Here is a 26,394-nt window from a genome sequence, read left to right as displayed (position 1 = left end):
GTCCTTTACGGATAACGAAACAGTTACTCACTCCTAAATGATACAGGGAAGTCAAATCATGCGCTTATTTAAAAGCACGAAAGATACCAAAACAGGCAAGGCTTCTAGTGGATTGAACAACCGCTCTGCCATCGGCGTCGACATCAGCCAACATGCCATTAAGATGGTACAACTGACAGGCCGTAGTTTAAACCAAATTCAGCTGGAAAAATACGTTATTACCAAATTGCCTAAAAATATTGTCAAAGGCAACAAAATTCAAGACTACGATCAGCTTGCTACTTACATCCAACATACTTACACACAATTACGCAGTTCTTGCAAAAATATTGTTGCGGCTGTGCCACAAAATTTGGCAACAGTCGAGCAAATTATTTACAACCCGCGTGATACCGATCTGGACTTGGAAGAGTTTGTCGAAGCGGAAGTCGGCCAATTTGCGCCTATTGAAGAAATGAACTACGACTTTCAAGCCGAAGAAGTCGGTTCAGGCCAGCATGTTTTAGCTGTTGCCGCCAAAAAAGACGATGTCGAGCCACGCATTGAAATGTTTGAAAATGCCGGTCTGCCTTTGTCCGCTTTGGACTTGGACTTGCTGGCGCAACGCAATGCCTTCGTCTATTGGATGAATACACATGCTCCCGAAATGGCAGAGGAAAAAGTTGCCGTGTTCGGCATTCATGCGACGCAAATGTATGCCCTGATTCTGCAAAACGGCCGTATTCTTTACAAACAAGAAACGCCGGTCAGCACTGAGCAGCTCAATCAGCTGATTCAGCGGACTTATCAGGTAACGGAAGAAAAAGCCGCGCAAATGATGGCTTCTCAAAACAAGCCTTCCGACTACCAGTCTCAGATTGCCGACCGTTTTAACGTACAGGTTGCACAGGAAGTTCAGCGTGTTTTGCAATTTTACTATACCACGCAAGCCACTGATTCTTTCTCCAATATCAAACACATCCTGCTGACCGGCTTTACCGCGCAGCAGGCAGGTTTGGCGGAAAGCATTTTCTCGCAAACCAATACGGCAACAGAATATCTGCATCCGATTTCATATGTGGAACGCAGTGCAAAAGTAGAATTGCCGCAGCTTCAAATTGATGCGCCGTCACTGACCTTGGCGTTCGGATTGGCATTAAGGGGACTTTGAGAACATGATTGAATTAACCAAAATCAACCTTCTCCCGTATCGGGAAGAGATTAAACAGCGCAAGCAGCAGCAATTCAAAGTATTGATGCTTGGCGCTTTTGCAGTGGGTTTGGGCTTGGTGGCCGCAACCTATCTCGGTATTGACAACGCCATCAGTAATCAAGAAGGACGCAACAACTTCCTGCAAACCGAAATCGACAGACTCGATAGGGAATTGGGCGAAATCGATAAACTTCAGCAAGAAAAAGAAGCCTTCTTGGCTAAAAAGCTGAAAGTGGAAGAATTGCAGGAAAAACGCTATCAAGCGGCCTATATCCTTGATTCTTTGAATACGCTTACGCCCGATAATACTTATTTGACCGCGTTGGAAGCAGAAAGCCCGACCAGCTATAAAATCAGCGGTCGTGCCATCAGCGACAATAAAATCGCCGTTATGATGCGCTCCCTGCCGAGTACAGGTATTTTCTTGCAGCCTGAATTGTTGAGCATTAAAAAAGTAGATAATTACCAAGAATTTACTTTGAAATCTTCAATCAACCAGGTGAATACGCCGGCTCCCGCACCGACTGCCCAAAGCAGTGGTGAAATGGCCGAACCTGTGGCAGAACCTGCTCCGGAGGCTCAATAATGGCATCTAAAAACCTAAAACAATTGGACGTACAAAACCTGTACCTGCTCAATATGCCTTCAAAATTTTTGCTGGCAGGTTTATTGATTGTCGGCATGTTGGCTTTGGGCTATGTCGGCGTCTTTAAAGATCAGATTGAAACCTTGAATACGCAGGAAGCCAAAGAAGATGAGCTGAAGGAAACCTTTACGCGTAAAAGCATTCAGGCGGCAAGCTTGAATAATCTGAAGGCCGAATTGGCTTCGATCCGTTCTGCATTTGACGTTTTGTTGAAACAATTGCCGACCGACGCGGAAATTCCGAACCTGATTCAAGAGCTGCATCAGGCAGGTTCAACCAACGGATTGCGTTTGGACAGCGTTGCACCGCTCCAACCTGAAAACGATGGTCCGATTCAAAAACTGCCGTATCAGATTTCCATTACAGGCAAATACTCACAGATCAGCCAATTTACCCGTGATGTAGGCGATTTGTCGCGCATTATTACTTTAGATTCTTTGAAACTCGTGAACGCAGGCGAGGATAAAGAAGGCAAAGGCAATAAAGGCGAATTGACATTGAGCGCGATTGCGACGACTTATAAAGCACGTCCGGCCGAAGAGATTGCTGCCGAATTGGCTGCGCAACAGGCACAAGAAGAAGGCAAATCTGCCGAGAATGAACAAAAATAAAAGAATAGGGAAATCATGAAAAAAATCATCTTACTCTTAAGTCTTCTTCCCTTGGCAGCCTGTACGCAAAGCTATGAAGATTTGACTCAATGGATGGCGCAAACCCGTCAGGAAGCAAAATCCAAGATTATTCCGTTTGAAGAGCCGACGGTTACATTGCCTAAGCCGTATAGCCCGCCGAACTTTAAAGGCATGAATGCGTTTGATTCGCGCCGTTTGGACACCGCCCCTAAAGGCGGCAATGCGCCGGATGTGAACCGTCCGAAAGAAACATTGGAAGCCTTCAGTTTGGAAAACATGGCCTTTGTCGGAACACTGCAAAGCAGCGGCAAAGTTTCCGGATTTATCAAGGTCAACGACCATGTTTATACCGTTTATCCCGGAAACTACATCGGTCAGAATTACGGCAGAATCCAAAGTATTACCGAAGATAAAATTATCTTGACCGAGCAAGTTGAGGACAGCTACGGCAACTGGGTGTACCGGAAGGCAGAATTGCCATTGAGCAGTAAAGAGGCGGATTCTTCCAATAGCTCAGATAGTTCGAATTCAAATTAATTTAGGGGTCTCACTCAATTATGAAAACCAAGCACATGACAAAATTATTTGCCGGCTTCAGCGTTGCCCTCGCTGTTCAGACGGCCTTTGCAGGCAATATTACCGATATCAACGTTTCCACTTTGCCTGACAACCAAAAAATCATCAAAATCCGTTTTGACAAAGACGTCACTACACCTCATGGTTTTGTAACATCTACTCCGGCGCGTATCGCATTGGATTTTGCCAACACCAATATCCGTTTGCCTCAGCCTGTTTTGGAATATGCCGATCCATTGCTGAATCAAATTACTGCGGCACAAAACAATGACCGCGCACGCGTGGTTTTGGGTTTGAACAAAATCAGCCAATACAATACTGAGATTCGCGGCAACGAAGTTTGGGTATTTGTAAACGAATCTACTGACCAAACCAATGCGGCTGTTGCAAATGAACGTGCGGCTACGCCGTCTACCGCGCGCGCTGCTCAGACTTATCAAGCTGTTTCAGCAGCCAATATCGATTTCCGCAAAGGTACACGCAATTCCGGCATTATTGAATTGTCTGCCCCTGGTTTCAGCGGACAGCCGGACGTTAAACAGCAGCGCGACCGCGTCGTTGTAACCTTGAAAAACCATACGCTGCCGACACAAGCGCAACGCAGTTTGGATGTGGCTGACTTCAATACGCCTGTACAAAACGTTACGCTCAAACGTATCGGCAATTCTACCCAGCTCATTATCCGCAACAATAATGCGAATTGGGACATCAATACCAAAGCCTCTTCCGGCCGGTTTGTATTTGAAGTATCTCCTAAAGCCGCCAATACCGAATCCGGCGGCTTGAACCACAATGCGAACAAATCGTTCAAAGGCCGTAAAATTTCTTTGGATTTCCAAGATGTAGAAGTTCGTACCATCTTGCAGATTTTGGCGAAAGAATCCGGCGTGAATATTGTTGCCAGCGATACCGTCAAAGGCACCATGACTTTGTCCCTGAAAGATGTACCTTGGGATCAGGCTTTGGATTTGGTTATGCAGGCGCGCAATTTGGATATGCGCCGTCAAGGCAACATTATCAATATCGCACCTCGCGATGAATTGTTGGCAAAAGATAAAGCCTTCTTGCAGGCTGAAAAAGAGATTGCCGAATTGGGTCCGCTGTATTCTCAAACCTTCCAGTTGAAATACAAAAACGTGGAAGAATTCCGCAAAATTCTGCGTTTGGAGGAATACGACAGCAATAATTCCAATACTCGCAACACTCTGTTGAGCAACCGAGGCAGTGCCTTAATCGATCCGGCTACCAATACACTGATCGTAACAGACAACCGCGGCGTGATTGAGAAATTCCGCAAACTGATTGATGAATTGGACGTTCCAACCCGTCAAGTGATGGTGGAAGCGCGCATTGTGGAAGCAGAAGATACCTTCTTCCGCAACTTGGGCGTTAAATTCGGTTCCGGTGGTGCGAGTGGCCGTACGGCATGGGGTAGCAACTGGAGCAATGCACAAACCAACTACAATACCAATGCTTCATTTAACCGTGGCGACGTAGGCTACCGCACATGGACTTTGGATCCGAACGTCAGTCTGCCGACCGCAGCCGCAGTCAACAGCATTGCGCTGGTGCGTGCGTTCTCGTCCGGCGCATTGGGCTTGGAAATCAGCGCATCTGAAGAACAAGGTAAGAGCAAAACCATTTCCAATCCGCGCGTGCTGACGCAAGACCGCAAAGAAGCCAAAATTGAATCCGGTACGGAAATTCCTTACCAAGAGGCTTCTTCCAGCGGTGCAACTTCGATTACCTTCAAGAAAGCCGTTTTGGGCTTGACCGTAACGCCGAACATTACGCCTGACGGTCAAATTATCATGACTGTGAAGATTAATCGCGATACGCCGATCGACTGTACCGTGGATTCTCTGACGACCAAGTGTATCAACACCAAACACTTGAATACCCAAGCCATGGTTGAAGATGGCGGCACGCTGATTGTCGGCGGTATTTACGAAGAAGAAAGCACCAATGCAGTGAACAAAGTACCTGTTTTGGGCGATATTCCTGTTGTCGGCAATCTGTTCAAATCACGCGGCAAACGTGAAAACCGCCGTGAGCTGTTGATCTTCATCACACCGCGCATTATGGACAATGTGGGTAACAATCTGCGTTACTAATCTTTAGAATGACAAACAGGCATATCTGCAAAGGTATGCCTGTTTTGGTTTTCAGACGGCCTGAGATGAAAAGGCCGTCTGAAAAACGACGAACTTTTCCACAAAACCACCATATCGTATAAAATGACCCTCATGGAAAAAATCAACGGTAATTTAATCTTAATCGGTCTGATGGGCGCGGGCAAAACCACTTTGGGTAAGCAGCTTGCCCAAATGTTTGAATGCCCGTTTTACGACAGCGACTACGAAATCTGCGCTTCTTCGGGCGTATCCATTCCGACCATTTTTGAGATGGAAGGGGAGGAGGGCTTCCGTAACCGCGAAACCAATGTGCTGAAGAAGCTCGCTTCCCGGCGCAACATCGTTTTATCGACCGGTGGCGGCTCCGTATTGCGCAGTGAAAACAGACAGATTTTGCGCCAAAACGGCACGGTTGTTTATCTGCATGCCAGCCCCGAAACCTTGCTGGAGCGTACCCGTTACGACAGCAACCGGCCGCTGTTGCAAGTTGCCAATCCTTTGGGCAAACTGCAAGAGCTGTATGACCAACGCGATACGCTGTACCGTCATACCGCCCATTTCGTCATCGAATCCGACAGCTGCCACAAAACGCTCAAACGGCTGATTGAAATATTGAGCGAATAACACGCTTTACAAAGGAACACCATGAGCACCCTGACTGTCCAAACCCCGTCCCATCAATACCCCATCTTTATCGGGCATAAACTGATCGAGCAGGCCGATACGCTGCTTCAGCCCTATTTAGGCAAAAAAGCGGCTATCATTACCAACGAAACCGTTGCGCCGCTTTATCTCAAGCAACTTCAGACGGCCTTAGACAGACTGGGTGTGCCGCATTTCAGTATCATCCTTCCCGACGGCGAAGAATATAAAAACTGGCAGACGCTCAACCTGATTTACGATGGCTTGATGCAAAACCGTGCCGAGCGCAAAACCACTTTAATCGCTTTGGGCGGCGGCGTGATAGGCGATATGGTCGGTTTTGCCGCAGCGACTTATCAGCGTGGCGCACCTTTTATCCAAGTACCGACCACATTGCTCAGCCAGGTTGATTCCTCGGTCGGCGGTAAAACCGCCATCAACCATCCGCTCGGTAAAAACATGATTGGCGCGTTTTACCAGCCGCAGGCCGTTTTGGCCGATTTGACCGCCTTGCAAACGCTGCCGCAACGCGAACTTTCCGCAGGCATGGCCGAAGTCATCAAATACGGCGCATTGGGTGATGCCGAATTTTTTGCCTGGTTGGAAGAAAATATGGCCGACCTGATGGCGCAACATCAAGAAAAAATGGCAGAAGCCGTTTACCATTGCTGCAAAATGAAGGCCGATATTGTTGCCCAAGACGAAACCGAGCAGGGCATCCGCGCATGGCTTAATCTCGGCCACACTTTCGGTCATGCCATCGAAGCCGAAATGGGCTACGGCGTATGGCTGCATGGTGAAGCCGTTGCCGCCGGTTGCGTCCTTGCTTCCCGTTTGTCGCAAATTTTGGACAAAACCCAACAAGCCGATACCGACCGCATTGCCGCTTTAATGGAAGCCGCCTCCCTCCCGTCTGTGCCGCCTGTTTTCTCATTTGAAAAATGGATTGAACACATGAGCCACGACAAAAAAGTCAGCAGCGGCATCATGCGTTTTGTCGGCTTGGAATACTTGGGTAAAGCCAATATCACCGAAATTACCGATATGGAAATCCTCCGTCAAACCTTGCAGCCGTATTTGTGAGGAATGAATGAGGGTTGCTTTAAAATATAAAAAGGCCGTCTGAAAGGTATTTTCAGACGGCCTTTGGTTTTAAAACGTTTTCATTTATCGGATTAAAGCTAGATAGACCAATTTGGGCGGGTCGATTATTTAAAGTGTCTTTTTATCCAACTCGGCAATAATCAACAAGCCGCTGTCAAAGCGTTGGCTGTCGGCCAGTTTCAGACGGCCTTGATGGCGTTTGACAATGGTGTTTGCGATGGAAAGCCCCAGGCCGGTGCCTTGTTGTTCGGTGCCGAGAATACGGTAGAAGGGGTCGATAACGCGTTGGCGTTCGCTTGGGGGAATGCCGGGGCCGTCGTCTTCCACCCAGATGTTGAGGTATTCGGCGGTTTCGTCAAAGCCCAAATCGATGCGGCCGCCTTTGGGGGTGTAGCGGATGGCGTTGTCGGTAAAGGTTTTGATGAGGGTGTAGATTTCGGTATCGTCGGCGTGGATTTGGCAGTCGTTTTCAACGGCGACGCCGATGTCTTGACCTTTGGCCAGCGCCAGCGGCATGAGTTCCTGCAAGACGCGGCGGAACTGGTTTTGCAGGCTGATCAGGGTTTTAGGACGTTGGGTTTCGGGTGCTTGGGCGCGTGCGAGGGAAAGGAGTTGCTCGAGCAGGTGGCGGTTGCGCTGTATGCTTTGTTGCAACAGGGCGGACTGCTCGCGCGCTTCGGCGGACAGCTGCATATTGTTGAGCCGCTCTGCCTGAAGGGAAAGGGCGGTCATGGGGCTGCGCAATTCGTGTGCGGCATCGGCGATAAAGCGTTGCTGTTGGCGGACGTTTTCGTCGGTACGCTGCAACAGGTTGTTGATGGCGACGACAAAGCCTTGGATTTCACTGGGAATGTTTTGCGTGTCCATCGGTGAGAGGTCGTTGATTTGGCGCTGTTCTAAATCGTTGGACAGGGTTTTGACGGAACGCATGGCGCGATGGGTAATCCAGACGGTGAGCAGGATAATCAGGGGCAGGGCGAGAAGCATGGGAAGGATGCTCTGTACGGCGGCCATTTCGGCCAGCTCTTCGCGGTAGTCGCTTTCCTGCATGACGGCGATGCGGCCTTGCTTGGTGTCGCGGGTATAAACGCGGTAGTAATCGTCGTCGTCATCGGCCTGAATGGTGTGCAGGCCGTCTGAAATCTTCTCAGGCAGGCTGACAATGGGGTTGGGCGTATTGGGAAATTGAACGGAAATCTTGTTGTCGTTGTCGAGCGAGTGATTCTCGTCATCGGCATCGCTCGGGTCGAGATAGTTCGCAACTTGGCGCAACAGGTCGTCTTGAACCTCTTGGGTTTCGTGATAAGTATCGTAATATGAAAATATGCCTGCAAGAATGGAGAGGGGCAAGAGCATACAGATCAGGGCAAGGCTGATCTTAACTTGCAGGGATTGTTTGATGGTGTGGATAAGGCGTTGCATGGTTTGTGTGTTGATATTGTTGTGGTTTTTCATACGGCCTGGTTGTTTTGTGGAACCAGCCAGCCAACCCCGCGGACGTTTTGAATCGCTTCTTTGCCGAGTTTTTTGCGTAAGGCATGAATCAGGAAGTCAACGGCGTTGCTTTCAACTTCTTCACCCCAGCCGTAGATTTTGTCTTCCAAATCGCTGCGCGACAGAATCATGCCCGGACGCAGCAGCAGGGCTTGGAGGACGGCAAATTCTTTGTTGCTGAGCATGATGGCCTGTTCCTGCCCGACTACTTCTGCCTGATGGGTGGAAGGGTTGAGCGTGATGATGCCGTTGGTTAGTAGCGTTTGCGCCTGTCCGCCGTGTCGGCGCAATACGGCGCGCATACGGGCTTGCAGTTCCGCCATGTCGAAGGGTTTGACGATGTAGTCGTCTGCGCCGCCGTCCAGGCCGTTGAGGCGGCTGTGCAAATCGTCGCGTGCAGTCACGATTAAGACAGGGACGGTACAGCCGCCGCTGCGGATTTGCGCCAATACGTCCAAACCGTCTTTGCCGGGCAAACCCAAATCCAAGAGCAGCAAATCGTATGCTTGCGCCGCCACTGCTGCGGCAACTTCCGAACCGCGGCTGACCCAATCGACAGCGTAGCCGGTGTCTTTCAGGTTGGCACTGACGGCTTGGGCAATCATGGCATCGTCTTCAACCAATAATACGCGCATGGAAGTTCTCCGTGAGGATGGGCGGATAGTGATTATAACCGCACTCAATTAGTAAAAATTTAGGAACTGTCGAAAAACAAAAGATGAGGCCGTCTGAAATTTCGTTTTTCAGACGGCCTGTATGCTTCAATCCCGATTATTTAGGGTTTTTCTCAATCAAGGCAACCAATTGGTCGATATAGCCTTGAACAAAGCCGCGCGCAGATTCGATGAGTTGGCCGTTGTCGTCAAACAGAGTAGGCGAGTTGCCGAGGAACACTTCCGGTTGGCCGGTCAGCGGCATATCGAAATACGAAAGGGCAAGGCGCAGATTTTTTTGCGCGCTATAACCGCCCATTTTGCCGACAGAATGGCTGATGATGCCGGCCGGTGTTTTTTTCCAGGCAACATCGGCATTGGGTTTGGAGCCGATGTCGATGGCGTTTTTCAGGCAGGCAGGGACGGTACGGTTGTTCTCAGAAGTCACGAACAATACGCCGGCAGAGGCTTTGATGGTTTCGCGGAACTCGGTATAGCTGGACGGAGTAGGGAAGTCGGTAACGGCAGGATCGTCGTAGTCGAAGTTGTATAAAGGCAAATGGCCGATTTCGACGATTTGCGCTTCGTAGCCTTCGGGGAACATGGAAATGACGTTTTGTGCGATTTTTCGTGCAAACGAGCCTTTACGCAGACTGCCGACCAAGATGCTGACTTTCTTTGACATGTTTTTCTCCTGTTTAATAATAAAATGAAAACGATTCTAAATTTTAATGTTGTCTGGGGAAGCGGTCAAGGTTTCAGACGGCCTGTCAAAATGGTTTATGCTAAAATAACGGTTTCGCTGATATTTCAAATTATTATGCACGCTTCTGATTCGCAAGAGGACGCAACGGCACACGAATACTATGCCGACAATCCCGACTTTCCAGCTAAAACCATTGTCGCCACCTTATTCATCGGCGCATTTTTCGGCTATCTCAACGACACGCTGCTGAATGTCGCGCTTACGCCGATTATGAAAGATTTTGGTGTCGATAAGACTACGGTTCAATGGCTGACGACGGGCTTTTTGCTGGTCATGGGCGCGTTTACGCCGATTACGGCAGGCGTGATTCAATGGTTTGAAACGCGCAAAATGGTGCTGTTTACGCAGGCAACGTTTTTGGCCGGTTCGATGATTTGCGCGTTTGCGCCGACTTTCGGAATTCTGGTGGTGGGGCGGATGGTGCAGGCAGTGTCTGCCGCATTTTTCGTTCCGCTCCTGTTTAACGGCATTTTGTCGATTTACCCGCCCAATAAGCGCGGAACGGCGATGGGCGTGATTACCATGATGTTCACCGCCGCGCCCGCGATGGGGCCGACGCTGTCGGGCATCATCATCGACCACACGCATTGGCGCGTGCTGTTCGGCTTTACCGCGCCGTTTATGTTGGCGGCGATGCTGTTGGTGGGCAAATATTTGACGGTCAATTTGAGCAACATCAGCCGTCCGAAGATTGATGTGTTGTCGGCCGTTTTGTCGGTCGTGGGTTTCGGCGGGCTGGTGTATGCGAGCAGTAATTTCGCCCATCTGCCGCTGGTGGAATTTATCCTGCTCTTTGCCGCTTCCGTTTTACTGGTGGGTTGGTTTGCGCACCGTCAGTTCCGTTTGGCTACGCCTTTGTTGAACCTTCGGGCGTTTGAATACAAACAGTTCAGATATTGCGTTGTGATTTTGGCTGGTGCGGTATTCCTGTTCTTGGGCTTGGAACTGATGGTGCCGATGTACACGCAGCAAGTGTTGATGCTGACCGGTACGGCAACCGGCTTGATTCTGATGCCTGCCAGTATTGCCCAAGCAGTTGCCGCGCCTTTGTTCGGCAAATTGTTGGACAAAAAGGGCGGCCGCTTTGTTGTCTTGCCGGCCACGGTGATGCTGGTGGTGTCGTTGGCGGTATTGTGGTTGTTTTTGCGGATTGACACGCAAGTGATGATGCTGACGGCAATGTTTACGTTGTTAGCGGTATCCGTGTCTGCCTGCGTAACCGGTGAAACCCATGGTCTGAATTCATTGCCGAAAACGCTCAATCCGCACGGCGCAGCAATTTTGACCACCATCAATCCGATTGCCGGTGCCATCGGCGCGGCGTTTTTCGTCGGTGCAACCAATATCGGTGAGAAGCTCTCCGGTGCAAATATGCCGCAACAGGCAATGCTGGACGGTATCCATTTGGCGATGGGTTGCGCTTTGGTTGTCGGTGTCGGTGTCGTTATGTTTGCTTTGCGTTTGAAAGCGCATCAGAAATAAATAACAGGCCGTCTGAAACGTTCAGACGGCCTCAGTACCTCGTACAGATGTATTAATTTTTTGTAACACAATGAAGTTAAAAGATATTTTATTAATCAGCCTGATGGTGGCGGCGTGTCCGTCATGGGCTTTGGATTTCGGCCGTATTCCTGAAAATGAGATTTCCGTTTATGTGCAGGAACTGGACAGCGGCAAAGTGATTGTGGAACACCGTGCCGATGAGTTGCGCAATCCTGCTTCAACCATGAAGCTGGTAACTGCGTTTACCGCGTTTCGTATGCTGGGCGGCGATTATCGTTGGAAAACCGAGTTTAAAACCAACGGCCCAATCAAAGGCGATACGTTGAAAGGCAATGTGTATTGGGTGGGGAGTGGCGATCCTGTGTTTGACCAGCATGATTTGGTGCAAATGCAGCAACAGATGCGCGATAAGGGCATACGCCATATTGACGGACATCTGATACTCGACCGCAGTCTGTGGGGCGATGTGAAGAATCCGGATGATTTTGCTTCCGATTCTGCCGAAAGCTTTATGACGCCGCCCGATCCTAATATGTTGGCGTATAAAACCGTTGCACTCCGTGCTGAAAAAGAAGAAGACGGAAGCTTGGTCATCCGTACCAATCCGCCGCTGCCGAATCTGAACATTCAAAACAAATTGACGCTTGAGAATAAAGAAGGGAAGTGCAGTGTTTTAAAAAACCACATGAAAACTTCCTATAAAAACAATACGCTGACCGTATCGGGCAAGCTGCCGGAAAGCTGCTTGGGCAAAGAGCTGTATCTGAATATGTACAGCATGAAAGAATTTGTCGGCAAAAGTTTTGTCAACCAATGGCGTCAACAAGACGGTACGGTTTCAGATGGCCTGACGACAGGTGCGGCGCCTCATGATGCGCATGTTTTGGCCAGCCATCTCTCCAAACCGCTTACCGATATTCTCACCGATATGAACAAGCATTCCAATAATCTGATTGCCCGTTCAGTTTTCCTTAAATTTGCCGGAAACATGTCTGATTACAAGCTGGCGCAGACTAAGGCTGCCTCTATCGTAAAAAGCGAGTTGGCGGTTGCCGGTATCAATACGGAAGGATTGGTGTTGGAAAACGGCTCAGGTCTGTCCCGCGTTGAACGGCTCAATGCGCGAATGATGGCGCAAATGTTGGAAAAAGCCTACTTCAGCCCGTTTAAAAACGAGTTTATCAGTACGCTGCCGATTGCCGGTAAAGACGGCACGCTTAAAACACGCTTGAAGCAGCCAGGTGAAAACCTGCGCCTTAAAACCGGTACGCTTAAAGATGTCCGCGCATTGGCAGGGTATTGGTTGGGCGAAAAGCCGTTGCTGGTTGTCGTCATTATTAACAGCCAAAAATCAACCGATTATTTACGCGACTTGGATAAGCTGGTGTCTAAAATTGTTCAGCCCGGTGGCGAACATTGGATTGATGCTAAGGCTTCCTGCATGATTAGGTATCAGGCTTGATAAGCTAAAAAAGGCCGTCTGAAAATGTATTGACATTTTCAGACGGCCTTTGTGTAAGAAGAGGAGGCAAGTATCTATGTCTATTTTGAAAGATGATTTAGGGATTTGATGAATAAGCGTTTGGTGTGAATCAGCTTGAGGCGGATGGTCTTTCAGGATTTAAACCGTATGTCTGCTTTATTGTGCTGTCCTGTTTATACTATCTAAAAAGCTCGATTTTTTATAAAAAGGCATAGTGTACAGACGAAAAAAATACCGGTAAAAACCATTATTTTTAATTTTTAACTTGATGGCGCGGCGGACGGGGCTCGAACCCGCGACCCCCGGCGTGACAGGCCGGTACTCTAACCAACTGAGCTACCACCGCGCATTCATTGTCAGGGACAATGAAAAGGAAAGTGGTGGGTGATGACGGAGTCGAACCGCCGACATTCTGCTTGTAAGGCAGACGCTCTACCAACTGAGCTAATCACCCGAAAAAGGGAAATACTGAAAAATCAGTATTTTTAAATAATGGCGCGGCGGACGGGGCTTGAACCCGCGACCCCCGGCGTGACAGGCCGGTACTCTAACCAACTGAGCTACCACCGCGCATCCACTGTCAAAGACAATGAAAAGGAAACTTGGTGGGTGATGACGGAGTCGAACCGCCGACATTCTGCTTGTAAGGCAGACGCTCTACCAACTGAGCTAATCACCCATGCGCAAAATTGCGAAGACGCTATTAAACCAAAAAATCCTGATGCGCGCAAGATTTATTTGCCGATAATTAGATATCTCCCTGCAAGCACCAGTTTTCAAAGGAAATAATTTCTTCCTGCTTGCCTGCGACAACCAAAATATCGCCGGTTTCTAGAACGAAATCAGGGTCAAGGTCTTGGATTTTTCCGGTATTGCGGCGGATAAACAATAGTTTCAGATAATGCGCTGCTAATGGCAATTCACGGATGGTTTTGCCGATGGCGTGTGCTTCGCCTTGTAATGGGAAGGCATGGCGGCAGACGGCCTTGCTGTCTTCGTCGGAGAAGCTGTCATCATCACTGCCGACAAACAAGTCTTGTAAAGATGCATAGCGGCTGTGACGGATGTGGGTTATGGTTTGATAAACATGGTTGTAGGAGAGGCCGTGGCCCAACATGGCATAGCTTGCCAGAACCAGGCTGGTTTCTTTGGTATCGGAGACGGTTTCTTCCGCACCCATTTCGGTAAAGGTTTTGACGTAATCGTCATTGGTGGCGCGAACATAAACCGGCATACTCGGATGCATGGACATGATGTTGCCGAGAACATGTTGGGTCTCGTGCATATTGTTCAGCGTGATGACCACCATTTTGGCGCGTCCCAAGCCAGCGGCTTCCAATACTTCACGGCGTTTGGCATCGCCAAAGGAAACCGGTTCGCCTGCGTTGCGTGCCACTTGTACGCGGGCAATGTCCAAGTCAAGGGCAAAGTAGGGGATACCTTCTTGCGCCAATACACGGGCAACCGATTGGCCGCCGCGTCCGAAACCGATAATCAGGACGTGTTCGGATTTGCTCATGGTTTCCACCAGCATGGAGTGCAAGTCCAAGGCTTTCATATCCCAGTCGGATTTGACGAAGCGGCTGACGATGGCATCGCTGCTGCCCAAAATGAATGGTGCGGCAATCATGGAGAGCAAGACGGCTGCAGTGGCTGCTTGTTCCAATTCGGGCGAAACCATATTGATTTTGCTGGAAATAGCCAGCATCACGAAACCGAACTCGCCGCCTTGCGCCAAATAAAGCGCACTTTTGAGGCTGTCGCTCGTAGGGTTTTTCATGCGCAAAGCGATGATGAAGACGACCAGTGCTTTCAAAATCAACAGGATTGCCAACAAAATCAGGATTTGCTGCCAGTTGCCGATCAGCGCCTGAATATCGAGTTTCATACCGACGGTAATGAAGAAGAAGCCTAGCAGGATATCGCGGAATGGACGGATGTCGTCTTCCACCTGAATGCGGTATTCGGTTTCGGAAAGCAGCATACCGGCGACGAATGCGCCCAATGCCATAGACAGGCCTTCAAGCTCTGTCAGATAAGCTACGCCCAAAGTAACCAGCAAAACGTTGATCATGAAGAGTTCGGACGATTTGCGTTTGGCAACCAGTCTGAACCAGCGTGACATCACACGGCTGCCGACAACAAACAAAATGCCCAAGGTCAGCAACATTTTCAAACCGGCCAAGCCCAGCTCTACCCATAAGTTGCCTTCGCTGCCGCCAGCAAGTGCCGGAATCAGAATCATCAGCGGTACAACGGCAATATCTTGCATCAGCAAAACGCCCATGGCCATTTGACCATGCGGCTGACCCAGTTCGGTTTTCTCCGACAGAATGCGGCTGACGATGGCTGTGGACGACATGGTCAGTGCGCCCGCAGTGGCAAACGCCCAGTTAAACGGCGTGCCCATTATCATCAAAATGCCCATAATCGAGAGCATGGTAATGATGACTTGCAAACCGCCCAAGCCGAATACGAGGCGGCGCATGGCTTTGAGTTTGGGCAGGGAGAATTCGAGACCGATGCTGAACATCAAGAACACAATGCCGATTTCGCCCAAATAGTCGGTGGCGTGGCTTTGCGGAATCAGTTTGAACATACCCGGACCGGCAATAAAACCGACCAAAAGATAACCGAGCATGGAAGGAATGTTGAATTTGCGACAGCAGATAACCGTAATGACGGAAACCAACAGGACAATGACAATGGGACCGAGGGAGAATTCGTGCATAGAGTGGGCGGCCTTTCGTTAAAAGTAGCTATTGTTATATAGGCCGTCTGAAACACGTCGAAGACCGACAGCAAATCCAAATAAAAACGCACAGAATGAACTTCATTTCTGCGATTTGATTTCCCGTATCATGCTTATTTGGACTTACTGTTTCGAGCGTTATCTAACGGATTATTAAGATTATATCAAGATAGAATGTAAAGTAGTGTTTTGATTGACAAAAAGGGCCGTCTGAAATATTCAGACGGCCTTTAAATAGACAAACGGTTTACGGCATCAACATGCCGCCGTTGACATGAAGTGTCTGACCGGTAATGTATTTTGCCTGATCAGAAGCCAAGAACAAGACTGCATCGGCAATATCTTGCGCTTCACCGAATTTGCCCAAAGAAGTTTGCGCTTCAAAGGTTTTGCGGGTTTCTTCCGGCAGGGCGCGGGTCATATCGGTGTCGATAAAGCCCGGGGCGACGCAGTTGACGGTAATGCCGCGGCTGCCGACTTCACGCGCCATAGATTTGGAGAAGCCGATTAAGCCTGCTTTTGCCGCTGCATAGTTGGTTTGGCCGGCATTGCCCATCACGCCGACAACAGATGTGATGTTGATGATGCGGCCAGTACGCTGTTTCATCATGCCGCGCAATACGGCTTTGGAGGCGCGGAAGACGGATTTGAGGTTAACCTGCATGATGTCGTCCCATTCTTCCTCTTTCATGCGCATTAGGAGGTTGTCGCGGGTAATGCCGGCGTTGTTGACCAGAATATCCAGTTTGCCGAATTCTTTTTCGATGTCGGCAATCAGGTTTTCGATGGTTTCAGGTTCGGCAGAATTCAATGCACGGCCTTCGCCATCCCATTGTGCCAAGCGTTCACCGATTGCAGCGGCGCCGCTCTCACTGGTGGCTGTACCGATAACTTTTGCACCGGCCGCAGCCAAAGTATCGGCAATCGCCGCACCAATACCGCGCGATGCGCCGGTTACCAAAGCGATTTTGCCGCTCAAATCTTGTGTACTCATATTTTGCTTCCTTGTTTTGAAGAATGGAGTCTGTTTATTTCAGACGACCTTATAGCATAAATAGTGTGATGAATCTAATTTTTGAGGTCGTCTGAAATAAAATAAGAAGCCTCCGTATTGTCATTCCCGCGCAGGTGGGAATCCCGATCTTAATCTTTCAGAGATGTTTAGAGATTACCGTAATCTCAAATCTCTGGATTCCCGCCTGCGCGGGAATGACGGTACGGGCATTGCCTATTTTATCTGCTATATCGGCAAATTTCAGACGACCTTTCCGTTTATTCGGGCAGGGTGATTTTTTGATGGGACGGTATGTCCAGAATATAGCGCAACCAGTTGCCGAAGCTGTATTTTTGGTAGATTTCAGGCGGCAGCTCGCGATAGGGTTTGGCGACAAATTCTGCCAAATCGTCCAAACTCTTACCGTCCCAAACGAAGATATTGTTGGGGTGATAAAAATCGTATTTTTTGATTTCGGTGTTGGTGGTAATTAATTTTTTGCGGTAGCCGAGGGCTTCGAAGGGGCGGAGAGAGAGGCCGTTGTGAACGGGCGTTTTGAAATCTATCAGGATTTTTGCCTGTTTGGCGGCTTCGAGGTTGTCTGCGAAACTTCTGACACCGATGAAGATTTTTATGTTTTCCGTAGGATAAAAACGGCGGAGGGTATCGACGTCGGTATTTATACTGCCGATATTGAAGTCAAGTTTCCAGCCCAACGTTTCAGCTGCTTTGCCAAAAGCAGAAATAATCGGGGCGCGGTCAGGTATATGCCAACCGATAAAATAGAAATCGTTGGGTGGGTTTTCGGGCAGGTTGACGTCGTGGTCGAAATAGAAATTGGTGGCTGGCAGGAAAGGATGTTTCGGATTTCGCATATCGGCGGGATCAAAAACGTAAATGCGGTCGAACCGGTCGGCGCAATCCCAAATAGCAGGGAAACGGTCGATGCCGTCCCATTGGTAGTTGATCATATTACCATGACGAGTATGGCGTTTAATCATATCTAAAAATTCAAGTGAAAAAACATCACCTCGAATAAACAAAGCGTAATCTGCTTTACTATGCATTATCAGTTTGTTTTTGACATCTCGCATTAACTGAGTGGATATAAGCTTCTTTTTTGCGTTTTTATCTCTCAGCACTAGTTGCCTGAATTTGACATTCAAACGATCAGAAAGGGAAGGATAGCGGAAATTCAGATTATCCATGATGACGCTGATGACGTTGAAGCCGTGATGATTCAGAGCAGCTTCAATAACACGGTAAATTTGGTTGTCAGCGGGCATGCCCAGGATAATTGTTTTTTGTTCTGTCGGCATAGTATCTGTTTATACTTCGTCTGATATGTCGAGGATTCGACGGACCCAGTTGCCGAAGGCGTATTTGGCTTTTATTTCTTCGGGAAGCGGATGGTAAGGCCGTCTGAAAAAGTCTTTCAATCCGTCAAGGCTTTCTCCGTCCCAAATGAAGATATTGTTGGGATGGTAGAAGTCGCATTCCGCTACTGCCTTATTGGTGGTAATCAGTTTTTTGTCGAAACACAGGGCATCGAATACACGGAAAGACAAGCCGTAATTTTCAAATTGGACAAAATCGACGACTGCCAGGCAGTTTTTGACTTTTTGCAGGTTTTGCTCGAAGCTCAGGATGCTTTGTCTATTCAAATAGGTAATGCCGTTGTTGCCAAAAATTTTGCTTGCACGGTCGTCTTTGCAGTAGATGTAGAAATCCAAAGGCAGCCCCAATCTGCGTGCTTCATCAAGAAAAATGGAGGTTTGATGTTCTCTGCCTGCTTCGTAGCCGCCTAAAAAATAAAGGCCTTCCGTTTTTCCCTCTCCCTCAATCGGAAAATCGAAATAGAAATTGGTGGTCGCTTTGAAACGGTGTTGGGGATATTTCTCCACATCGTTTTTATTGAACACCCGGCAGTGGTCAAAATAGGGCAGATATTCGATGATGTCAGGGAAACGGTCGATACCGTCCCATTGGTAGTTGACACATACTTTGCTGTATTTGCGGATAGAGGAAATAATTTCTTTGGGATAAATATTGGCGCGGATGCAGAGAGCGTAGTCTGCTTTGCCATCTCCCAAGGAAGCCATTTTTTCAGCTATCTGCTTGCAGTAGCGGGAATATTTCAGTTTTTTCTTATAATTGCCATCTTTTTTAATGTATTTATGATACAAACCGAGAATACGGCAGCCTATGTGCGGATAGTATGAGTCCCTGTCGTCGTAACAGAGATTGATGACATTGAAGCCGTGGTAGCGCAGGTTTTTTTCTATGCACTTGTCCAACCCGTACATATAGGGGACAGCAAGGATGATGGTTTTACTCATATGGAAATACTAAATGTGGAAAATTCATAGTCAGGTAAACGGATTATGTCGAAATATTATTTTTTTGGTATGTAGTTAAATGTGTGCCATATGTTTTAACAGGGAATTTTATAGATTCTGGAGTCAAAACGGGATAAAGCATTTAACTACATGATACTGTTTTTATTGATAATAATCGGCTCTCTGCCTCCTTAATATCTGCTATTGCATTCATCTACTCCGCCAAACTGTTCAGTAGGTTTAAGTGTTTTCGTTTTACAGCGGGATCTTCAGCTATTATTATCATGCCGTCGAAGAGGGTATCGACATGCGGTTTGACGGAATAAGGTAGCTAAAAATCGCCTTTAGCAATAGCAGTGGCGATTTTTAGCTACAAACGCTGTTTTTCTTCATCTTGTTGTGACAGGCTTTCATTAACTTCACCCAACTCGGTATCGGCTTTTTTTCAGCAGGTTTTGCACACGTTTGTTAGTGGCGGCGAGCGGCGGCTTTGGTCAGTTGTTTGAACAAGGTGACAGCTTGTAGTTTGGTGGTTAAGTCGTCCAAATGACACGGAGGGGGAGGCGGTGTATTCGGCCGCACCGTCATCAGTTACGCTTCTTCCAAGACTCTTCGGCAACGAAGACAGTGAAGTAGTTGCCGAGATTATCGAGGGTTTTGGGTGGAGTTCTTCGGTGAGTAGTTCGATTAAAAGGGTTTGGGTCATTGTTTGCTTTCTGTTTCGGCTGTTCATCGATGTTAGAACGGCTTTTCGGGGGGATGCCGTCTGAAAAGTAAGTCGGTGGCGAGTTGTCCGGTATTCTCAGGTTTTCGAAGGTTTGGATAATATTCTGAAGTCTTTATAACAGGTTTGGTATGATTCCCGCGTCTGTGTCGGGAAATAACCGTCTACGGATTCGAGTACCTTGATAAACCCGTTCCAACTGTGGCGAGTTTCCAAAATCTCACGACTGTGCTGCCATGAGCTTTTCAATAGTGTTTTATTATGCAGAATGTTTTTTATTTTAAACAGATTTTTTTCAAAAGCGGCATCGTCGGAAAGTAGGGCATTTTGATGAATCAGTTCGCCGATTCCGCCTACATCGTATGAAATCACAGGCAGTCCGTTGGATATAGCTTCAATCAATACATTCGGTAGACCGTCATACTGCGAAGTATAAAGGAAAGCGGCATATTGCTGCTGGGTAGCAACTTGGGCAAAAGAATCATACTTACCAAAATATTTGACATTCGGTAATACCTTCAGTTGTTCCAATTCTTTGCGGCAGGCACGTTCCGATTCGCCGTAAATATGAAATTCTTGTTCAGGCATTGCTTTTGCAATCTGATAAAGCAGTTCAGGACGTTTCTGCTTGGCAATGCGGCTTGCCCATAGTATCGGCGCAGATTTTTTATCGGAAGCGGAGTAGGTGTTCAGCTTACCTAAAAATGGGAAGTAAACGGTTTTCATCAAACTACCCAATCCGGACAGTCGGTTTTGCTCTTCAGGGTACCATCGGGTATCACAAAATACGTTTGTCAAAGAGCGGAATGTCTCCGGCAGATAAGAGGCATAACCAAAGTAAATACCGGGTTCGAATTCATCTTCACAAAATACGCTGGCAAAGATTTTTTTGTTCATGGCTTTCAACTGGTGGCCGTATCGTTTGAATACGTCCCAACCTAAAGAGGAATTGATGTTGTGAATGCTTTGTGCGGGAATTTGCAGTAATACGCGTCCCAATAATTCCGATGCTTTGTATGTATTGAGTTTTTTAGTAAAGAAAGCAATGTCCAAGTGTACGGCCGATTCAGGCAGGCGGTTAATCCATGGGGACTCGGCATTTTCGGTAGTAATCAATAGGATTTTCATGCCTTTTTCGTGTTGGGCATTGATGTGGTGCAATAGCCCTAAGTCAGCTCCGCCACGTTTCAGCCACGGTGCAAGGAACACGACATCGAAATCAAGATTTTTCAGATGACGTAACAACAAACCGTAGGTTTCTCCGTAACTGTTGTTTTCTAGACCGGTTAAAGGATTGTAACTGTGTTGGGAAAGCTGGTTCAGAAAATCTTTGCTCGGTTGCAAAGCAGGTTCGATTGTGCCTAACACCCGCAGTTCTTCAAGTAAGAATGCGTTGAGGTTGTGGGAAAGGGTATTTTTAGGAGGTTTCGGCCACCATTCGCGCCGTTCTATTTTACCGCCCGCTTTCATCAGCCTTTGTTTTAGAGGGCGGTCGGGCAGGGTTTTGACTAAAGGTTTGAATAAGATTTTCCATATTGCCCGTATGATGGATTTAATCATAGATTTGATGGGATTTTTTTTCATTTTTGTCATCTAAATGGTGGTTTAATCGAGAAAATAGGTTGCCGGTGTTATATTACAGACCCAAAGTCAGGAAAAAGTCAGAAGGCGGAATCAATGAGTTAAACTGTAAATGCTCTTGCAGGATGGAATTGTCGCGCCGACGGTAAAACAGATAGGTTTGTGGTACGGGTTCGATGTCGGTACCCGAAGCAATGCAGCGTAAGTTGAAATCCCAGTCCTCAAAAGCAAATTTTGCTTGTCTGCCCACTGTTTCGTTATAGGGATGCCGTCTGAAAATATCGGTTCGGGAAAATGAGGAAGATACCCAGTAATGGGTATTTATCATTTGGGCTTTGGGGATTTCACGGCTGGAAACGATGGGTTGGATACCGATATGCCGCCCGAAACTAACAACATGTTCCGGCATACATAAAGTAGGTGTTTTCGCATTGGTTTGTAATTTAACGGCTTCGTTAACCCAGTTGGCACTGAAAAAATCATCGCCATCAAGAAAGCCTGCAAATTCTGTTTTTACATGGTCGATGCCTATGTTCCGTGATGCTGAAGGAGAACCGTTGCCAGTTTCAATGATTTGATCGGTACTGTTGCCGTGCCGATGCAGGTAGTTTTTGACTGTTTGTGTGGTAAATATTTCGGCACAATCTAAAATGCAAATCAAATTTACGCGATTTCCCTGTGCGGCAGAATATTCTCTGATGCGTTGGAATCCGAGCAGGCTTTTATGTGCGTAAACGCCTTCTCCGTGAAAAGTCATAATGATGGTGGAAGGCGGTAAAGGAGCAAGTGTTTCGACGGTGTTCATTATTCAGTCCCTTGGTTTTGTCTCAGGTTTTCATACGGTAATTGTATCGGCAGAAAGGTCGGTTTTTATTTTTTCAGACGGCCTGTCAGTTTTTTCAGCCAGCCGTTTTTTCGTGCATCGCATTTTTTTCGGTTGGAGACCAAATCGTGGTAGCCTAAGCCGTTTTTGACAAATAGTTCGCTGTGCTTGATATAGACCTGTTGCCAGCTTTGTTTCATAACAAAGCTGTCTTTCAGCAGCCGGTCAGTTAATGAGGACTGGTCGACTCTCTTGCGGTAACGGAAGAGTATTTGGGGAATTTGAACGGCGGAATGGCCATGTTTCAATATCCTAATCCATAAATCCCAATCTTCGTGAGTGGCCAAATTCTCATCGAAGCCCGACAGTTTTTTGAAATCTTCTGCATGATGAATGGCAATGATGGGAATATGGTTGCCTTCCAAAAGTTTCCCCAAACCGCTGAAAGCGGGAAGATGCCATGAGGAAGCGTGTAATCCGAAGAATTCCGCTTGCGGATAAACCAGTTTACAGTCGGAATTGGATTCTAAAATGCTGACTGCTTTTTCAATGTATTCGGGCAGAATTACATCATCTGCATCAAGAAACAGAAAGTATTTGCCGTTTGCCAGCCGTGCCGCACGGTTGCGTGCCGTTGCCACGCCTCGGTTGGTTTGTGTTTCAAGTTTAATGAACGGCTTATCTGAAAGGTATGCTTTCAGATAAGCGGCATGCTCGAAATCCGAACCATCATCAACCACAATGGTTTCAATATTCGGATAGGTTTGTCGTTCGACGGATTCGATGGTTTCGGTAATGTATCCTTTACAGTTGTAGTAAGGAATCATTACGGATACAAGAGGGATATGTTCGGTGGCCATGGTTATCTCTAGGTGTTTTCTGTCGGTTTTTAGACGGCATTACTAATGCCGTCTGGAAATTAGCCTGTGATTTTCGGCATGTTGCGCAGCATGGCGTAGTAGCCGTTTTGGGCCATCAGTTCGCTGTGCGAACCTTGTTCGACGATATGGCCGTCGTCCATGACGATGATGCGGTCGGCTTGTTCGACGGTGGTTAGGCGGTGGGCGACGATGATGCTGGTGCGGTTTTCCATCAGACGTTCGAGGGCTTGTTGGACGAGGCGTTCGGATTCGTTGTCTAGCGCGCTAGTGGCTTCGTCCAACAGCAGGATTGGGGCATCTTTCAAAATAGCGCGTGCAATGGCGACACGCTGCCGCTGTCCGCCGGAGAGCTGGTTGCCGTTTGCACCTATGGGTTGGTGCAGGCCGTGCGGAGAGTTTTCGACCAAGTCTTGCAGATTGGCGGCTTTGAGGGCGGCTGAAACTTCTTCTTCGCTTGCTTCGGGGCGGCTGTAACGTACGTTTGCCAAAAGGGTGTCATCAAATAGGAAGACGTCTTGGGAGACTAGGGCAAATTGCGAACGCAAGTCGGTCAGTTTGACGTCGGCGATATTGATGTTGTCGAGATAGATTGTACCTGCGCTTGGTTCTACGAAGCGCGGTAGTAGGTTGACAACGGTGGATTTGCCGCTACCGGAGCGGCCAACTAGAGCGACACGTTCGCCTTGGCAGATGTCGAGGTTGAATCCGTCCAGGGCTTTTTTACCATCTTCGCGGTAGCGTACGTCAACATTTTCAAATTTCAGACTGCCTGAAACATTTTTCAGGTTTTGGGTGCCTGTATCTTTTTCGGGTTCGGTATCTAAAAACTGACAGACGGCATCTGATGCTAAAAACATGGTTTGCATGGGAATGCTGATATTGGCTAGATTTTTGATAGGACTGAGCATTTGTAGCATGGCAACGATAAAGGCCATAAATTCGCCGATAGTGGTATGCCCCTGCTGACTCTGCCAAAGGGCAATAAAGATAACGACGGCCAAAGCAAACGAAGCAATCAGTTCGCTGAACGGAGAGCGGGCAGCAGTAGCTTGGGTGATTTTTTTACCGAGACGGACGATGGTGTCATTGATAGCGGTGAAGCGTTCGGCAGCCTGACGTTGGCCGCCGAAGAGTTTGACTACACGGTGTCCTTGATGGACTTCGTTGACGACATTGTTCATAGTACCGATACTGAGTTGCGCTCCCGCAATAATGTCTTTCAGACGATTACGGTAATAGCGGGACAACAAAGACAGCAGTGGGAACATCAGGGCGACGACCAAACTGAGTTGCCAGTTTAAATAAAGCAGGACGCAGACCAAACCGATAACAATCATGGTATCGCGAGTCAGGACGATAAATACATTGCTGGCGTTGCTGATGGATTGTTCCGCCATTTGCACCATGTTCATCAAAATCGTTCCGGATGGGGTTTCCTGATGGAATTTAGAAGAGAGTTGCAGCATCTTGGCAAACATATCGCGGCGCAGATGGCTGATTGCCATGACGGAAACCCAAGTCAGCAAATATGTGCTGACATAGCGGCTGATGCCTCGAATGATGACCAAAAAGATAAAAAATACAGGTACAACCCAGACTTTGTTGGGAGTGCCCCAAATCAGGTAGGTAAATTGGTCTTTCCAGTTTTGCAGTGTAGTGACGATGCCGCCTGCGGTATTGAGTTCGGGCGGTGCAGAAGGCGGGGCGAAGCCTTGGTTGACCAGTGGGGAAATGAAGGCGGCAAGATAGCTTTCGGTAGCGGCAACGCCGAAGATAGCAATTAAAGCAAAAATAATGCGGGTCTTATAAGGGCGAATATAAGCCATCAAACGCATGAAGCTGCGCGAGTCTTCTTGGGTAAATAGGCCGAAGGTCAGTTTTTCTATCATTGGCTCGGTATTCCGGTGCTATGTAGATTAAATTTTTAATCTATCGGATTATTAAGGCTTAGTGATTATATCGCAATGAAGATGCTGGTGTGACGAAATTACTGTTTTTGGATAAAAAACGATTTTTCTTTCTGTAAAATTTTTTCAGACGACCTTAAATATTTAAAAAAACTAATGCTAAGTTGAAATAGAAAAAATGTCCTTCTGTTACCATTCACTCCCCTATTTCAACACAACTGAAAGGCATTAAAAACGACCTTTCATTAAGAAAGGTCGTTTGAAACATGAAAGGCTGCAAGCTTACTGGGCTTCGATAAATGTAGCCACTTGATCGGCATTGGTCAATGCGCTGCACGCGGCTTCTTTGTTGATGCGTTTGGCGAGGCCTGCGAGGACTTTGCCGGGGCCGCATTCGGCTGATTCGGTGATGCCTTCGGAAACAAGCGCGTTGACGGTTTCTGTCCAGTGCACCGGGCTGTACAGCTGGCGTACTAAGGCATCTTTGATTTTGTCGGCATCATCGTAAGAGGCAACATCGGCGTTATGGATGACGCGGATTTGCGGTTGTTTGATGGTGATGTCTTTCAATGCTTCGGCAAGTTTTTCCGCTGCAGGCTTCATGAGGCTGCAATGTGAGGGAACAGAAACAGGCAGCGGCAGGGCGCGTTTGGCTCCGGCTTCTTTGGCGGCGGCCATGGCGCGTTCGACCGCGGCGGTATTGCCGGCAATCACAACTTGACCTGGAGAGTTGAAGTTGACGGCTTCAACGGCTTCGCCTTGTGCAGCTTCGGCACAAATGGCTTTTACTTGTTCATCTTCCAAACCCAAAATAGCGGCCATTGCGCCTACGCCTTGCGGTACGGCAGATTGCATGAGTTCGGCGCGCAGGCGGACGAGTTTGACTGCGTCTGCAAAATCCAATGCGCCGGCGGCGACGAGGGCGGTGTATTCGCCGAGACTGTGACCTGCAACGACGGTAGGGATTTTACCGCCGGCTTCCAAATAGGCGCGGTAGGTGGCAATGCCGGCAGCCAGCATGATGGGCTGGGTGTTGACGGTTTGTCCGATTAATTCGGCATCTTCGCCGTTAATCATTGCCCACAGGTCTTGACCCAATACGGCGGAAGCTTCGTCAAATGTGGCTTTAACGATGGCTTGCTCGGCAAAGCCGTTCATCATGCCTAGGCTTTGTGAGCCTTGTCCGGGGAAGAAGAATGCGAAAGACATGGTAATTCCTTATTGGTTTGAATGTTTGAGGGTGTCTGCCAGCAGAAGGAGGGTGGCGACAGTATTGGTTGCGGCACTCAGCCGGAAGGTGCGGACAAATTCATGTTTGCTGGTTTTATGCCGGAATGCGAGACTGCCGCAATAACCGCCCGGCCAGCCGCCAAGCAGGTTGAGCAGGTGCAATTTTGCTTCGGGTATGCGTCTGCCGTGGTTGCGTGCGCGCTGTTTGTCTTGGTAGTAAAGCAAGAAAACGTATGCACTCAGTGCGAGATAGGTGATTGCCAGTTTGGGCAATATTACAGCCGTTATGCTTAAAAACAGGCTGCTGATGCAGAGTGCAAGCGTTAGGGATTTCATG

22 protein-coding genes, 4 tRNA genes and 1 pseudogene are annotated in these 26,394 nt (G+C 48.1%); 9 read left to right on the top strand and 18 right to left on the bottom strand.

Going from position 1 to position 26,394, the window contains the following annotated elements:
* Positions 1-58 precede the first annotated feature (58 nt).
* The 7 genes from pilM to aroB all read left to right on the top strand — a co-directional run bounded on the left by pilM (position 59) and on the right by aroB (position 6,906).
* Positions 59-1,150, top strand: coding sequence for a type IV pilus assembly protein PilM (gene pilM, locus O3661_RS03785; RefSeq protein ID WP_371492342.1), 1,092 nt, complete (start codon positions 59-61; stop codon positions 1,148-1,150).
* A 4-nt stretch (positions 1,151-1,154) separates the two neighbouring features.
* Positions 1,155-1,778, top strand: a complete 624-nt coding sequence (locus O3661_RS03780) for a PilN domain-containing protein (protein WP_371492340.1) — start codon at positions 1,155-1,157, stop codon at positions 1,776-1,778.
* Positions 1,778-2,449, top strand: coding sequence for a type 4a pilus biogenesis protein PilO (locus O3661_RS03775; RefSeq protein ID WP_371492339.1), 672 nt, complete (start codon positions 1,778-1,780; stop codon positions 2,447-2,449). Before O3661_RS03780 ends, O3661_RS03775 begins: the two co-directional genes overlap by 1 nt.
* A gap of 15 nt (positions 2,450-2,464) precedes the next feature.
* Positions 2,465-3,007, top strand: coding sequence for a pilus assembly protein PilP (locus O3661_RS03770; RefSeq protein WP_371492338.1), 543 nt, complete (start codon positions 2,465-2,467; stop codon positions 3,005-3,007).
* Between the two features lie 20 nt (positions 3,008-3,027).
* Entirely contained in the window at positions 3,028-5,160 is a 2,133-nt protein-coding gene (pilQ, locus tag O3661_RS03765) for a type IV pilus secretin PilQ (RefSeq protein ID WP_371492337.1), read from the top strand.
* Positions 5,161-5,283: 123 nt separating this feature from the next.
* On the top strand, positions 5,284-5,805 hold the full coding sequence (locus O3661_RS03760; RefSeq protein ID WP_371492335.1) for a shikimate kinase: 522 nt from the start codon (positions 5,284-5,286) through the stop codon (positions 5,803-5,805).
* Between the two features lie 21 nt (positions 5,806-5,826).
* Positions 5,827-6,906: a 3-dehydroquinate synthase gene (gene aroB, locus O3661_RS03755; protein ID WP_371492334.1), complete on the top strand. Its 1,080-nt coding sequence runs from the start codon at positions 5,827-5,829 to the stop codon at positions 6,904-6,906.
* A 129-nt stretch (positions 6,907-7,035) separates the two neighbouring features.
* Here aroB and O3661_RS03750 read toward each other — a convergent pair whose 3' ends face one another.
* The 3 genes from O3661_RS03750 to O3661_RS03740 all read right to left on the bottom strand — a co-directional run bounded on the left by O3661_RS03750 (position 7,036) and on the right by O3661_RS03740 (position 9,759).
* Positions 7,036-8,349 carry a sensor histidine kinase gene (locus tag O3661_RS03750; protein ID WP_371492372.1) on the bottom strand — a complete coding sequence of 438 codons (1,314 nt, stop codon included), beginning with the start codon at positions 8,347-8,349 and terminating at the stop codon, positions 7,036-7,038.
* Between the two features lie 29 nt (positions 8,350-8,378).
* Positions 8,379-9,056 (bottom strand): response regulator, encoded by a 678-nt coding sequence (locus O3661_RS03745; protein WP_371492333.1) that lies wholly within the window; start codon positions 9,054-9,056, stop codon positions 8,379-8,381.
* 136 nt (positions 9,057-9,192) lie between these two features.
* Positions 9,193-9,759: an NADPH-dependent FMN reductase gene (locus O3661_RS03740; RefSeq protein WP_049328898.1), complete on the bottom strand. Its 567-nt coding sequence runs from the start codon at positions 9,757-9,759 to the stop codon at positions 9,193-9,195.
* A gap of 135 nt (positions 9,760-9,894) precedes the next feature.
* On the opposite strand from O3661_RS03740, the gene O3661_RS03735 reads away from it, so the two are divergent.
* On the top strand, positions 9,895-11,322 hold the full coding sequence (locus O3661_RS03735; protein ID WP_371492332.1) for an MFS transporter: 1,428 nt from the start codon (positions 9,895-9,897) through the stop codon (positions 11,320-11,322).
* 70 nt (positions 11,323-11,392) lie between these two features.
* Positions 11,393-12,805 carry a D-alanyl-D-alanine carboxypeptidase/D-alanyl-D-alanine-endopeptidase gene (gene dacB / locus O3661_RS03730; RefSeq protein ID WP_371492331.1) on the top strand — a complete coding sequence of 471 codons (1,413 nt, stop codon included), beginning with the start codon at positions 11,393-11,395 and terminating at the stop codon, positions 12,803-12,805.
* A 290-nt stretch (positions 12,806-13,095) separates the two neighbouring features.
* On the opposite strand, the gene O3661_RS03725 is transcribed toward dacB, so the two are convergent.
* From O3661_RS03725 to O3661_RS03655, 15 genes and pseudogenes are all read right to left on the bottom strand, one after another.
* Positions 13,096-13,172 (bottom strand) — tRNA-Asp (locus tag O3661_RS03725).
* Positions 13,173-13,204: 32 nt separating this feature from the next.
* Positions 13,205-13,280 (bottom strand) — tRNA-Val (locus O3661_RS03720).
* A gap of 39 nt (positions 13,281-13,319) precedes the next feature.
* Positions 13,320-13,396 (bottom strand) — tRNA-Asp (locus O3661_RS03715).
* A 33-nt stretch (positions 13,397-13,429) separates the two neighbouring features.
* Positions 13,430-13,505, bottom strand: a tRNA-Val gene (locus O3661_RS03710).
* Positions 13,506-13,574: 69 nt separating this feature from the next.
* Positions 13,575-15,557 (bottom strand): cation:proton antiporter, encoded by a 1,983-nt coding sequence (locus tag O3661_RS03705; RefSeq protein ID WP_371492330.1) that lies wholly within the window; start codon positions 15,555-15,557, stop codon positions 13,575-13,577.
* 268 nt (positions 15,558-15,825) lie between these two features.
* Positions 15,826-16,572, bottom strand: coding sequence for a 3-oxoacyl-ACP reductase FabG (gene fabG, locus O3661_RS03700; RefSeq protein WP_371492329.1), 747 nt, complete (start codon positions 16,570-16,572; stop codon positions 15,826-15,828).
* A gap of 278 nt (positions 16,573-16,850) precedes the next feature.
* Positions 16,851-17,573, bottom strand: coding sequence for a hypothetical protein (locus O3661_RS03695; RefSeq protein ID WP_371492328.1), 723 nt, complete (start codon positions 17,571-17,573; stop codon positions 16,851-16,853).
* A 327-nt stretch (positions 17,574-17,900) separates the two neighbouring features.
* Positions 17,901-18,911 carry a hypothetical protein gene (locus O3661_RS03690; protein ID WP_371492327.1) on the bottom strand — a complete coding sequence of 337 codons (1,011 nt, stop codon included), beginning with the start codon at positions 18,909-18,911 and terminating at the stop codon, positions 17,901-17,903.
* A 214-nt stretch (positions 18,912-19,125) separates the two neighbouring features.
* Positions 19,126-19,466, bottom strand: a pseudogene (locus tag O3661_RS03685) (glycine--tRNA ligase subunit beta); the annotation flags it as partial.
* Positions 19,467-19,713: 247 nt separating this feature from the next.
* Positions 19,714-21,219: a glycosyltransferase gene (locus tag O3661_RS03680; RefSeq protein ID WP_371492325.1), complete on the bottom strand. Its 1,506-nt coding sequence runs from the start codon at positions 21,217-21,219 to the stop codon at positions 19,714-19,716.
* A 52-nt stretch (positions 21,220-21,271) separates the two neighbouring features.
* The gene (locus O3661_RS03675; RefSeq protein WP_371492324.1) at positions 21,272-22,021 is read right to left on the bottom strand and encodes a glycosyltransferase; all 750 of its coding nucleotides are present in this window, start codon (positions 22,019-22,021) and stop codon (positions 21,272-21,274) included.
* Between the two features lie 65 nt (positions 22,022-22,086).
* Positions 22,087-22,899 (bottom strand): glycosyltransferase family 2 protein, encoded by an 813-nt coding sequence (locus O3661_RS03670; protein ID WP_371492323.1) that lies wholly within the window; start codon positions 22,897-22,899, stop codon positions 22,087-22,089.
* A 59-nt stretch (positions 22,900-22,958) separates the two neighbouring features.
* Positions 22,959-24,809 (bottom strand): lipid A export permease/ATP-binding protein MsbA, encoded by a 1,851-nt coding sequence (msbA, locus tag O3661_RS03665; RefSeq protein ID WP_371492322.1) that lies wholly within the window; start codon positions 24,807-24,809, stop codon positions 22,959-22,961.
* A gap of 300 nt (positions 24,810-25,109) precedes the next feature.
* Positions 25,110-26,036 (bottom strand): ACP S-malonyltransferase, encoded by a 927-nt coding sequence (fabD, locus tag O3661_RS03660; RefSeq protein ID WP_371492321.1) that lies wholly within the window; start codon positions 26,034-26,036, stop codon positions 25,110-25,112.
* Between the two features lie 9 nt (positions 26,037-26,045).
* Positions 26,046-26,393: a DUF1294 domain-containing protein gene (locus tag O3661_RS03655; RefSeq protein ID WP_371492320.1), complete on the bottom strand. Its 348-nt coding sequence runs from the start codon at positions 26,391-26,393 to the stop codon at positions 26,046-26,048.
* Position 26,394: the final 1 nt, after the last annotated feature.

This window comes from Neisseria sp. 20925_1_37, from assembly GCF_041433255.1.
Lineage (GTDB): Bacteria > Pseudomonadota > Gammaproteobacteria > Burkholderiales > Neisseriaceae > Neisseria > Neisseria flavescens_D.
This window is presented reverse-complemented; position numbering and strand designations above follow the sequence as displayed.

Coding starts and splice junctions, on each gene's coding strand:
- O3661_RS03670 (WP_371492323.1), bottom strand. CDS start 22,899: ATGGCCACCGAACATATCCCTCTTGTATCCGTAATGATTCCTTACTAC.
- fabG (WP_371492329.1), bottom strand. CDS start 16,572: ATGAGTACACAAGATTTGAGCGGCAAAATCGCTTTGGTAACCGGCGCA.
- O3661_RS03770 (WP_371492338.1), top strand. CDS start 2,465: ATGAAAAAAATCATCTTACTCTTAAGTCTTCTTCCCTTGGCAGCCTGT.
- O3661_RS03780 (WP_371492340.1), top strand. CDS start 1,155: ATGATTGAATTAACCAAAATCAACCTTCTCCCGTATCGGGAAGAGATT.
- O3661_RS03760 (WP_371492335.1), top strand. CDS start 5,284: ATGACCCTCATGGAAAAAATCAACGGTAATTTAATCTTAATCGGTCTG.
- O3661_RS03750 (WP_371492372.1), bottom strand. CDS start 8,349: ATGCAACGCCTTATCCACACCATCAAACAATCCCTGCAAGTTAAGATC.
- O3661_RS03655 (WP_371492320.1), bottom strand. CDS start 26,393: ATGAAATCCCTAACGCTTGCACTCTGCATCAGCAGCCTGTTTTTAAGC.
- O3661_RS03695 (WP_371492328.1), bottom strand. CDS start 17,573: ATGATTAAACGCCATACTCGTCATGGTAATATGATCAACTACCAATGG.
- O3661_RS03775 (WP_371492339.1), top strand. CDS start 1,778: ATGGCATCTAAAAACCTAAAACAATTGGACGTACAAAACCTGTACCTG.
- pilQ (WP_371492337.1), top strand. CDS start 3,028: ATGAAAACCAAGCACATGACAAAATTATTTGCCGGCTTCAGCGTTGCC.
- pilM (WP_371492342.1), top strand. CDS start 59: ATGCGCTTATTTAAAAGCACGAAAGATACCAAAACAGGCAAGGCTTCT.
- O3661_RS03675 (WP_371492324.1), bottom strand. CDS start 22,021: ATGAACACCGTCGAAACACTTGCTCCTTTACCGCCTTCCACCATCATT.
- O3661_RS03745 (WP_371492333.1), bottom strand. CDS start 9,056: ATGCGCGTATTATTGGTTGAAGACGATGCCATGATTGCCCAAGCCGTC.
- fabD (WP_371492321.1), bottom strand. CDS start 26,036: ATGTCTTTCGCATTCTTCTTCCCCGGACAAGGCTCACAAAGCCTAGGC.
- O3661_RS03680 (WP_371492325.1), bottom strand. CDS start 21,219: ATGAAAAAAAATCCCATCAAATCTATGATTAAATCCATCATACGGGCA.
- dacB (WP_371492331.1), top strand. CDS start 11,393: ATGAAGTTAAAAGATATTTTATTAATCAGCCTGATGGTGGCGGCGTGT.
- O3661_RS03735 (WP_371492332.1), top strand. CDS start 9,895: ATGCACGCTTCTGATTCGCAAGAGGACGCAACGGCACACGAATACTAT.
- O3661_RS03690 (WP_371492327.1), bottom strand. CDS start 18,911: ATGAGTAAAACCATCATCCTTGCTGTCCCCTATATGTACGGGTTGGAC.
- msbA (WP_371492322.1), bottom strand. CDS start 24,809: ATGATAGAAAAACTGACCTTCGGCCTATTTACCCAAGAAGACTCGCGC.
- aroB (WP_371492334.1), top strand. CDS start 5,827: ATGAGCACCCTGACTGTCCAAACCCCGTCCCATCAATACCCCATCTTT.
- O3661_RS03705 (WP_371492330.1), bottom strand. CDS start 15,557: ATGCACGAATTCTCCCTCGGTCCCATTGTCATTGTCCTGTTGGTTTCC.
- O3661_RS03740 (WP_049328898.1), bottom strand. CDS start 9,759: ATGTCAAAGAAAGTCAGCATCTTGGTCGGCAGTCTGCGTAAAGGCTCG.